The organism is Micromonospora sp. KC723, from assembly GCF_004348595.1.
Taxonomy (GTDB): domain Bacteria; phylum Actinomycetota; class Actinomycetes; order Mycobacteriales; family Micromonosporaceae; genus Micromonospora.
In genome coordinates this window covers 1-10,391 of the sequence record NZ_SMKD01000171.1, presented here as the reverse complement: position 1 = coordinate 10,391, position 10,391 = coordinate 1, and the positions used below count along the sequence as shown (strand labels likewise).

The 10,391-nt window shown below is 71.2% G+C and carries 8 protein-coding genes and 1 pseudogene; 6 read left to right on the top strand and 3 right to left on the bottom strand.

The window, feature by feature from the left end; genetic code table 11:
- The 4 genes from E1165_RS25610 to E1165_RS29235 all read left to right on the top strand — a co-directional run.
- Positions 1–409: hypothetical protein (locus E1165_RS25610; RefSeq protein ID WP_207917039.1), on the top strand; the 409-nt coding region annotated here is incomplete at its 5' end.
- The gene (locus E1165_RS25605; RefSeq protein ID WP_132394291.1) at positions 406–2,649 is read left to right on the top strand and encodes a carbohydrate-binding protein; all 2,244 of its coding nucleotides are present in this window, start codon (positions 406–408) and stop codon (positions 2,647–2,649) included. The genes E1165_RS25610 and E1165_RS25605, both read left to right, overlap by 4 nt.
- Positions 2,650–2,737: 88 nt before the next feature.
- Positions 2,738–4,231 carry a sulfite exporter TauE/SafE family protein gene (locus E1165_RS25600; RefSeq protein WP_132394290.1) on the top strand — a complete coding sequence of 498 codons (1,494 nt, stop codon included), beginning with the start codon at positions 2,738–2,740 and terminating at the stop codon, positions 4,229–4,231.
- A gap of 116 nt (positions 4,232–4,347) precedes the next feature.
- Positions 4,348–4,506 (top strand): hypothetical protein, encoded by a 159-nt coding sequence (locus E1165_RS29235; RefSeq protein WP_165945326.1) that lies wholly within the window; start codon positions 4,348–4,350, stop codon positions 4,504–4,506.
- Between the two features lie 162 nt (positions 4,507–4,668).
- Here the strand turns inward: E1165_RS29235 and E1165_RS25595 are convergent, their stop codons facing one another.
- Positions 4,669–5,328, bottom strand: a complete 660-nt coding sequence (locus E1165_RS25595) for a response regulator transcription factor (protein WP_207917038.1) — start codon at positions 5,326–5,328, stop codon at positions 4,669–4,671.
- Positions 5,325–6,557 (bottom strand): sensor histidine kinase, encoded by a 1,233-nt coding sequence (locus tag E1165_RS25590; protein ID WP_132394289.1) that lies wholly within the window; start codon positions 6,555–6,557, stop codon positions 5,325–5,327. The genes E1165_RS25595 and E1165_RS25590 overlap by 4 nt, the downstream gene beginning before the upstream one ends.
- 110 nt (positions 6,558–6,667) lie before the next feature.
- Between E1165_RS25590 and E1165_RS25585 the strand changes: the two genes are divergently transcribed.
- Both E1165_RS25585 and E1165_RS25580 read left to right on the top strand, forming a co-directional pair.
- Entirely contained in the window at positions 6,668–7,420 is a 753-nt protein-coding gene (locus E1165_RS25585; RefSeq protein ID WP_132394288.1) for an ABC transporter ATP-binding protein, read from the top strand.
- On the top strand, positions 7,417–9,963 hold the full coding sequence (locus E1165_RS25580) for an ABC transporter permease (protein ID WP_132394287.1): 2,547 nt from the start codon (positions 7,417–7,419) through the stop codon (positions 9,961–9,963). Before E1165_RS25585 ends, E1165_RS25580 begins: the two co-directional genes overlap by 4 nt.
- Here E1165_RS25580 and E1165_RS30205 read toward each other — a convergent pair.
- Positions 9,960–10,285 (bottom strand): annotated as a pseudogene (locus tag E1165_RS30205) (IS5/IS1182 family transposase); the annotation flags it as partial. The gene E1165_RS25580 and the pseudogene E1165_RS30205 sit on opposite strands and share 4 nt — an antisense overlap.
- Positions 10,286–10,391 lie beyond the last annotated feature (106 nt).

The following is a 10,391-nucleotide window of genomic DNA, read 5'->3' as shown; positions in this document are numbered from 1 at the left end:
CACCCACCCTGGAGCGCCGATGGCACGACCCCCTCGTCGCAGCCTGCTGTCAGGCGCTGCGATCACCGGCGCGGCCGGCCAGTCCCCGCCGTTGGCTTCGCCCGCCGCCGGAGGCTCTGCCCACCTCTCGGCGGCCGACCCGCCCCGCACCCGTCACCCGGACGCGGCGGTTCCGCTGCGGTCGCTCGACTCCGGCGCGCCGCCGACCCTCGTCGGCGCCAACTGGGGCATGCCCTGGCGGCGCGGCACCCTCGCGCGTGGGCACAGGTCGGTGCAGATCACCGAGGAGCTGAGAGCGGTCAACGAGGTCAACTTCGTGTCCACCGACGCCGATGCCCAGAGCGGGCTGGCCGCCATCCAGTGTCTCGCCCAGGTCGGCGATCAACTGCCCAGAGAGGGAAACCGATGAGACGCGTTCCGAGACTCGCGGTCGTCGCGGCCGTGGCCAGCCTCCTGACTGGCGCGGGGGTGATGGTCGCGCTCACCGCGAACGCGGCGACCACCCGGTATGAGGCCGAGACCTCCCCGGCCACCTGCGACGGAGCCATCGCCTCGAACCACGCCGGCTACTCCGGCACCGGCTTCTGCGACAGCAGCGCCGCCAGCGGCGCCGCGGCCCAGTTCGCCATCACCGCGCCCGGCGCCGGCGCCGCCACCGTGGCCATCCGCTACGCCAACGGCGGCACCGCCAACCGGCCGGCGGACATCAGCGTCAACGGCACGGTCGCGCAGGACGGTTTCGCGTTCGACACCACCGGAGCCTGGAACGCCTGGGTGACCCGGACGTTGACCGTGCAGTTCGTCGGCGGCACCAACACCATCCGGCTTGCCGCCACGACCGCGGCCGGGCTGGCCAACATCGACTACGTCGAGGTGACGATCGGCGATGACACCACGCCGCCGCCGTCCTCCGGGGCCAGGCGGATGGAACGCCTGGGTCGGGGAGTCGTCGCGGTACGGGCGAGCAACAACAGCGTGCTGGTGAGCTGGCGGTTGCTGGGGCTGGACCCGGCCGGCATCGGCTTCAACGTGTACCGGTCCACCGCTGGTGGTTCACCCGTGAGGCTCAACTCGGCGGTGCTGACCGCAGGGACCAACTACATGGACACCAGCGCCAATCTGGCGCAGTCGAACGCCTACCACGTTCGGCCGGTGGTCGACGGCGTGGAGCAGGCGGCGAGCGGGTCGTTCACGTTGACCGCCAACCACGCCACCGAGCCGGTGGTCCGCCTGCCGCTGCGCGCCGGTGGGGCAGTGAAGTTCGTGTGGGTCGGTGACCTGGACGGTGACGGCGAGTACGACTATGTGCTGGACCGGCAGACCTCCCCGCAGACGATCGAGGCGTACCGCGGCAACGGGCAGTTCCTCTGGTCGATGGACATGGGGCCGAACAGCACCAACCAGAACAACATCGAGGGCGGCTCGGCAACGGTCAACGTGGGCCACAACGACGGCGTCACCGTGTACGACCTTGACAGTGACGGCCGCGCGGAGGTCGCGGTGCGGATCGCCAACGGCGTCCGGTTCGCCAACGGTGTCACGTACAACGGGCTGAGCGACAACACCCGCCAGGCCATCGCCATCCTCAACGGCATGACGGGCGCGCCGCGGGCGACGGCGCCCGTGCCGACCGACTATCTGTCCGACGGCCCGATGTACGCCCGCTTCGCCGTAGGCCACCTCGACGGGGTCAACCCGAGCCTGGTCGCGTACATGAAGAACCGGATCGGCTCCGGCGACTTCAACCTCATGTTCACCGCCTGGCGGTTCACCGGCAGCGCCCTCACCATGCAGTGGAAGTTCCTGCGCGGCAGGCAGAACCTGCCCGACGGGCACAACACCCGGGTGATCGACGTCGACGGCGACGGCAAGGACGAGATCGCCGAGATCGGGTTCGTGCTCAACGGCAACGGCACCCTGAAGTACTCGCTGGCGCCCCGGGGCGTCGTCCACGGCGACCGCTTCCACATCGCCAAGATCGATCCCAACCGTGCCGGGCTACAGGGCTACGGCGTGCAGCAGGACAATCCCAGCGGGCTGCGTGACTACTACTACGACGCCGCGACCGGCAACATGATCTGGCAGCACGTCGAAGCCGGCACCGCCGACGTGGGCCGGGGCATGGTGGGAGACATCGACCCACGGTTCCCCGGCATGGAGGTCTGGGCCTTCTCGGGTCTGTACAACGCGCCCAGCAACCGGCTCACCCAGTCCAACACCTCTCTGCAGCCGTGGCCGCAGACGGGCCTGTTCTGGGACGGCGACATCACCATGGAGCTGTTGAACGACGGCAAGATCGAGAAGTGGAACCCGAACGCCCCCACCGGCACCAGCAGTGTTCCCCGGCTGGTGTCCACCTCGAACCACGGCGCCGTCGACGCCAGCCAGAACGTCCAGCCCACGTTCCACGGTGACATCCTCGGCGACTGGCGCGAGGAGGTCGTGTACACCAACGCCAGGTTCAACGAGTTGATCATCTTCACGACGGACCGGCCCACCAGCACCCGGCTCTACACGCTGGCGCACAACCCCGCCTACCGCAACGACATGACGGTCAAGGGCTACATGCAGTCCCACCACGTCGACTACTTCATCGGCAACGGCATGAGCCAGCCGCCGAGACCGAACATCACCTACACCGGAGGCTGAACCGACCGCGGAAGTCGACAGCGGCGGCAGGCCCCGCGGGCGCGACGCCCCGGGTGTCTGCCGCCGCCGGAACGACAGGAGAAGCGTCATGCCCACACGGCGCGTGCCGCCCGGCGCCGCTGGCACGGCGGCCAGGGCGGGCCTGTGGACCGTACTCGGACTCTTCCTCGTGGTGGCCGCGCCGGCCACGCTCGCCAGCGCCCACCCGACCGGAGCGCCGTTCCAGGTCCACCAGTATCACGGCCTCACCCTCATGCCCGATCAGGTGCGGGTGGTCGCGGCCGTGCACACGGCGGAGATCGTCACCCAGCAGGAGCGCCGGGTCGTGGACGCGGACCACGACGGCACGGTCAACGCCGCCGAACGACGTCGGCACGCGCATGCCGCCTGCGCGGAACTGGCCGTCGGGTTCGCCGTCGAGGTGAACGGCGAACGCCTGCTCTGGACGGTGACAGCGGGCGACTACGACCACGAACCGGGGTCACCCCGGTTGCCCAGCGCCCGGCTCACGTGCGACCTCGCGGCACCCGCGCGGCTGTCCGCCCCGGCCACGGTGACCATCGCCAATCACCACCGGCCTGACGGCACCGGATACCGGGAGGTGACCGCTGTTGGGCACGGCGTACGTCTGATCGACTCACGGCTGCCCGAGCAGAGCGTGAGCCAGCAGTTGAGGGCGATACCGCCGGCGGACGCGCTGGTCGTCAACGTGCCAGCAGCGACGGTGCGGGTGGAGCCGGGAGTGGCCGTGGCCGGCGCACCGACCGCGACCGCGCCGGCGGAACGCGCCGGGCTGCTGACCGTAGTTCCCAGGTGGGCGGAGCAACGGATCGAGGGGCTGGCCGGCGGCCGGCTCACCCCGCTGCTGGCGGTCCTGGCCGTGCTGACCGCGGTGCTGCTCGGCGCCGGACATGCCGCCCTGCCCGGGCACGGGAAGTCCGTGCTCGCAACTTACCTCGCCGGGCGCCGCGGCCGGCCGTCGGACGCGCTGGCCGTCGGCGCCACGGTCACGCTCAGCCATACCGGCGTGGTGCTGTTGGTGGGGGTCTTGATCAGCACCAGTACGGCGTTCGCCGCCGACCGGCTGCTCGGCTACCTCGGCGTGATCAGTGGACTGCTCGTCATCGCGGTCGGGGCCGGAATGCTGACCGCCGTAGTACGCGGTCGAGTCGGCCACCCGCGCGGCCACGGTCACGACCACCACCACGGTCACGACCACCACGGTCAGGCTCGTCAGCACGGACGTCGGGCCGGACGGCTGGGGTTGGCCGGCATCGGCGTCGCCGGCGGCCTGGTGCCCAGCCCGACCGCGCTGGTGGTGCTGCTGGCCTCGATCAGTACGGGGAAGGCGGTCTTCGGGGTGCTGCTGGTGCTCGCGTACGGCCTTGGTATGGCCGGCACGCTCACGGCGGCCGGCCTCCTTCTGCTCACGGTCACGCGTAAGGTGAGCCTCGCCGAGCGCCGACCCGTACGCATGTTGGCCCGCCTCGGCGCGGTGGCGGCCTGGCCGCTGACCACGTCGGCGCTGGTGCTCGTCATCGGCACCGGCCTGACCCTGCGCGCAGCTGCGGTACTCACCTGAACCGCCGTCAGGAGGCCATGCCGCCGAGGTGGCAGACGCCTACGCGCGCTGGCCGGTGTCGCGCCGATGCCCGTCGGGTGTCGGCCGGACGCACCCCCTTCATGGGTGCCGTACCTGTGCGCACCGACGAGGGCCTGGACAACGCTCGCCGCAACGGCGTCGGCGTGGACGAGGTCAGCCGCGACGAGAGCGGAACACGCCCTCGACGTGCTCCGCCGATCGTCGCCACCCGCACCACCCACGGCCACGCCGACGCGGCATCACCGCCTGCGTAAGCGCTTGCTGTGCCAGAACTTGTCGCACACGCGGTGAGCGGCTGCGACGCGGTGGATCTCGTCAGGGAGCATGGCCCGGCGTCCGGCGGGGCGACGCCCCGACGGCCCGCCCGCACGAACGGTGGCCTTCTCGGTGCCGTATCGCCGCTGTCGAGGCTGTGGTCAGCCGCGCAGGTAGGCGAGCACGGCTCGGACCCGGCGATGGTCGTCTTCGTCGGGGTGCAGGTCCAGCTTGATCAACACGTTGCCGATGTGTTTGGCCACTGCTGTCTCGGTGATGAACAGGGCGCGCGCGATCGCGGCGTTCGACCGGCCCTCCGCCACGAGGCCGAGGACCTCGCGCTCCCGCGGGGTGAGCCGGGCCAGCGGGTCGCGGCGCCGGCTGAGCAGCTGGCGTACGACCTCGGTGTCGACCACTGTGTGGCCGTCGGCGACACGGTCGAGCGCCTCGACGAACTCGGCTGCCTCGCCGATGCGGTCCTTGAGCAGGTAGCCGATGCCGGCCGTGCCGGGGCGGGCGGATTCCAGCAGCTCCGCCGCGTACGTCTGCTCGACGTACTGACTCACCACGAGAATCGGCAGGCCGGGATCGTCCCGACGCAGCCGCAACGCGGCCTGCAACCCCTCGTCGGTGAAGGTCGGCGGCATCCGTACGTCGGTGACCACCACGTCCGGCCGGTGCTCGTGTACCGCGTTGACGAGGGCGTCGGCGTCACCCACGGCGGCCGCCACCCGATGCCCGAACCGGCTGATCAGGCTGGTGATCCCCTCGCGGGTGAGCACGTCGTCCTCTGCGACGATCACCCGCCGGTCACGGTTCATCGCACCACCCCGGGGAACTCGGCCTGCATCAGCGTCGGTCCACCCGGCGGGCTGAACAGCGACAACGTTCCCCCGACGGCCGCTACCCGGTCGGCCAGTCCGGCGAGTCCCGTTCCGGCCTGCTGATCGGCGCCGCCCACCCCGTCGTCGCTGATCCGCAGAATCAGCCGGTCACCATGCAGGCCCGCGGTGACGGCGGCCCGACCGGCCCGGCTGTGTCGGGCGATGTTGGTCAGCGCTTCGCCGACCACGAAGTACGCGGTGACCTCCATGGACGGCGGAAGCCGGCCGGTCAGCCGGACGTCGACGTCGACCGGCACCGGCGAGCGCCCGGCAAGGTCGTGCAGCGCCGCGGCGAGCCCGCGGTCCGTGAGCACCGGCGGGTGCACGCCGCGGATGAGCTCGCGCAGTTCGCTCAGCGCCCGCTGGGCCAGCTCGTGCGCCTTGACCAGCGGGTCGTGCGCCGGTGACCCGGCTGGCACCTCCAGCCGGGCGAGGCCGAGGTACACGTTGAGGGCCACGAGTCGCTGCTGTGCGCCGTCGTGCAGGTCGCGTTCTATGCGGCGGCGTTCCCCCTCGAACGCGTCCACCAGGCGTGCCCGCGACCGGGTCACCTCGACCAGCCGCTCACCGAGCCGGTCCGATTCCCGAGGTCCGAGCAGTGCCCGCGCCATCGCGGCCCGGGCGCCGGCCCAGGCGGTCACCACGTACGGTGCCGCGGCCAGTAGCCCTACGCCCATCCCCACCGACACCAGCATCGCCAAGGGAGGCCTGTCCCGCTCGTGGAGTGGGCTGAGCAGGGCGACCGTCGGATAGCCCACCATGCACGCCAGGACGACGGCGTCGAGCCAGCACAGGACGATGGTCGAGATTCCGGTGAAGCCGATCTCGCGCCAGGTGACCTGCTCGCGTAACCGTACCCGAAGAGTGTGCCGCCAGCCGCGCCGATGGAGTGGCCGGTGGGCGTCCGGCAACGGCACGTTGTCGACGAGGCGCAGCCGCCACCGCTCCAGCCTGCCGAAGACGATCGTGCCCGCGACCAGCGTCGACACCGCGGCCAGCAGCACCGGCAGCGGTTCCTCGATGCCGTACCGCATCAGCAGGACGATCGCCGGCCCGCCGGGCAGCGCGCCGACCGTCAGGTAGAGCACCGCCCGCCAGGGCCACGAGCTGCTCACTAGCTGCATCGGGGGCAGCGACAGCGCATCCAGTGCGGTGCTGACCGGCATGTGGGCTCACACTACCGGCGCGGGCCCGGCGGCACGGTATAGCTGGATATACCTTCGGGACCCCCGCTCGGGACAGTGTGGGCGGCGCGGTCGGCCGCTTGACTGAGGGCGTGACGACAACGATCGAACCGGCCGTGCGGGCCGACAACGTGTGGAAGGTGTACGGCAGCGGCGCTGCCGAGGTGACCGCGTTACGGGATGTGAGCGTGGAACTCGCGCGCGGCCGGTTCACGGCCGTGATGGGCCCGTCCGGGTCCGGCAAGTCGACGCTGATGCACTGCCTGGCCGGGCTCGACACGGTGACGAGCGGCGAGACACGCGTCGGTGACACCCGGGTCAGCGGGCTGCGTGACGCCGAGCTGACCCGTCTGCGCCGGGAGCAGATCGGGTTCATCTTCCAGCAGTTCAATCTGCTGCCCGCGCTCACCGCCCGGGAGAACATCCTGCTCCCGCTCGCGATCGCCGGCCGTAGAGCTGAGCCGGAGTGGTTCGACACGGTGGTGGACACGGTCGGCCTGCGTGACCGTCTCGGCCACCTGCCGGCGCAGCTCTCGGGCGGCCAGCAGCAACGCGTCGCCTGCGCCCGGGCCGTGATCACCCGGCCCGAGGTCGTCTTCGCCGACGAGCCCACCGGCAACCTCGACTCCCGCTCCGGCGCCGAGGTGCTCGGCTTCCTCAGCCGGTCGGTCCGCGAGTTCGGCCAGACGATCGTGATGGTCACCCACGATCCCGCCGCCGCCGCGTACGCCGACCGGGTGGTGTTCCTCTTCGACGGCACGGTCGTCGAGGACCTGGCCGCGCCGACCACCGACGCCGTACTGGAGACGATGAAGCGCCTCGACAACCGGGGAGTGGCCCGATGATCGGGGCAACGCTCGCCGGCCTGCGTTCGCGCCGGCTCCGGCTGCTGCTGTCGGCGCTGGCGGTCGTGCTGGGCGTGATGTTCATGTCGGCGGCGCTCGTGGTCACCGACACCCTCGGCCGGTCGCTGCGCGATCTGTACGCCGGCCTGCACGAGGACACCCAGGTTCAGGTCACGGCGAAGCAGGTGCTGCCCGGTATCGGCGAGGACTCGGCCACCACACCGGTGCCGGCCGCCCTGGTCCGGCGGGTCGCCGGGGTCGCAGGCGTGGCCAGGGCGACCGGCGTGGTGAGCGAGGACGGGGCCCGGCTCGTCGGCGCCGACGGCAGGGTGGTCCGAACCAGCTTCAACCGGCCCCGGCTGGGCACCAACTGGACCGGTGAGCGCGGCTCGGTCCAGCTGCGGGCCGGCCGCGCGCCCGCCGCGCCCGGCGAGATCGCGATCAACGCGGCGCTTGCCCAGGCCGCTCGCCTGCAGCTCGGCGACCGGGTGGGCGTGCTCACCCAGCGACCGAAGCAGACGTTCATCGTGGTTGGCGTCATCGGCTACCGCGGTGACCGGGACAGCGTGGGCGGCACCCACGAAATCGCCTTCCACGAGTCGGTCGCAGCCGAACTCATGCTCGGCCGGCCGGATGTGTACTCCGCGGTGGACGTCCGGGCCGAACCCGGCGTCACCCCGGACGTCCTGCGGGACCGGCTCAGCAGCGCGCTGGGCGACGATGTTGTCGTGCGCACCGGCGACGACCTGCGCGCGACCCAGTCCGAGTCGGCACGGGAGGACCTGGCGATGATCAGCCAGGTCTTGTTGACCGTGGCCGGGATCGCGCTCTTCGTCGGCGTCTTCCTGATCCTCAACACGTTCTCGATCGTCGTCGCCCAGCGCACACGGGAACTTGCCCTGCTGCGGGCCCTGGGTGCCCACCGCCGGCAGGTGGTCGGGTCAGTGTTGGTGGAGGCGGTGCTGGTCGGGTTCACCGCCTCAGTGGTCGGTGTCGCCCTCGGCGTGGGCATCGCCGTGTTACTGCCCCGGCTGGTCGGGGGCACCGCCATGGGCGACCTGGGCCTGGGCGCGGCGACCGTACCGCCGGTGGCGGTACTCACCTCCGTCACGTTCGGCGTGGCGCTCACCGTCGTCGCGGCGGTCGGTCCGGCGTTGCGGGCGTCCCGCGTACCACCGGTGGCGGCGCTGCGTGAGGTGTCAGTCCCCGATCGGCCGCTCACCAAGCTGACCGTGACCGGCACCGTGATCGGGGCCGTCGGCGTCGCCCTGCTCGTCCTCGCGTTCACCGACGGCACCGACGACATCTCGCTGGGCGCCGTCCTCGGCGGCGTCCTGGCGAGCTTCGTCGGAGCGGCACTGCTCACCCCGTCAGTCGCCCGGCCCGCGGTGACTCTGATCGGCCGCCTGTTCGCCTGGTCGGCACCCGGACGGCTGGGACGGCTCAACGCCGGCCGCAACCCGCGCCGCACCGCAAGCACGGCGGCGGCCCTGATGGTCGGCATCGCCGTGGTCACCGCAGTGAACGTCGTGCTCACCTCGGCCACCGCGAGCTTTCGGGACACAGCGGCCGACTACTTCCGGGCCGACCTCATCCTCACCGAACCGACGAGCACCAGCCGCCCGCAGACCTTCGACCCGGCAATCCTCGACCGGATCCGGGCGGTGCCGGGTGTCGCGGCCGTTGCCGGCATCTACGAGGACGTCGCTATGACCGCCCGCGGCCGGACCGGCATCGTCGCGGTCAACGACATCGCGGCCTGGCGGTCGACCATCAACGCCGAACATGTGTCCGGCACCCTCGGCCCCCTCGCGCCCGACGAGATTCTCACGGACGCCGACACCGCCGCTGACCTCGGCCTGCGGATCGGCTCCCCGGTCAAGATCTCGTTCGCCAGCGGACGCAGCCGCACCTTCACCCTCGCCGGCACCTACCGCAGCGACTGGTCCAGCGGCTGGCTCATGCCTGCCTCGGTGGTGCCGGACCTGTCACGACAGCAGCCCTCCGTCGGACTGGTGCGGCTGGCCCCCGGCGCATCCGAAGCCGACGTACGCGCTCGGGTGAACGCGCTGCTGGCAGACAGTCCCGAAACCGTGGTCACCGACCCCGAAGGGTTCGTCGACATCATCACCGGCGTCTTCGGCACCGTTCTGGCGCTGCTGCAGGTGCTGCTCGGCATCACCATGCTGATCGCGGCGCTCGGCGTGGTCAACACACTGGCCCTGTCGGTGCTCGAACGCACCCGGGAACTCGGCCTGCTGCGCGCGGTGGGCCTCAGCCGCGGCCAGACGGTGCAGATGGTCACCGTGGAAGCAATGGCAATCTCCACCTTCGGCGCGCTGCTCGGGGTCGCCGTCGGCACGGGGCTCGGGGCTGCGGTCACGCGGGCGCTGCGCAGCGAGGGCATCACCGAGCTGGCCTTGCCATGGGCCTTCCTCGCCGCGTACCTGGCATCAGGCGTGATGATCGGTGTGCTGGCCGCGATGCTGCCGGCCGTCCGGGCCGTCCGCACGGACGTGCTGCGGGCGATCGCATACGACTAACAGGTGTCCCGCCAGGTCGGGGTGGTTCGTGGGTGACGCGGGTGGTGAGGTTGTCGATCATTGCGATGCGGATCACGCTGGCGGAGTTGTCGGGCAGGGGGTTCGTAGTCGCAAGCCAGGCGTCGGTACAGCATGATTCAGCCGAGGCTGCGTTCGACGGCCCATCGGCGTTTGACCACCGAGAATGCTCGGATGTGTGGGTTCTTGGTGACGGCTTCGACGTCGATGTCGAGGCCGGCGCCGTGACTGTTCTCGACCCGGCGTCAACCCAGACCTCGGCCAGGGGCGGGTAGGTGGCTTTGGCTTGGTCGAGCAGGTCGATGTGGTGTTGTCGCTGGCGCCGGTGGGTGGGCCGCAGGGCCGGGCGCGTGGGTGGCCGGGGTCAGATGGTGATGGCGATTTTGCCGGCGGGTTGGCCGGTCTTGAGG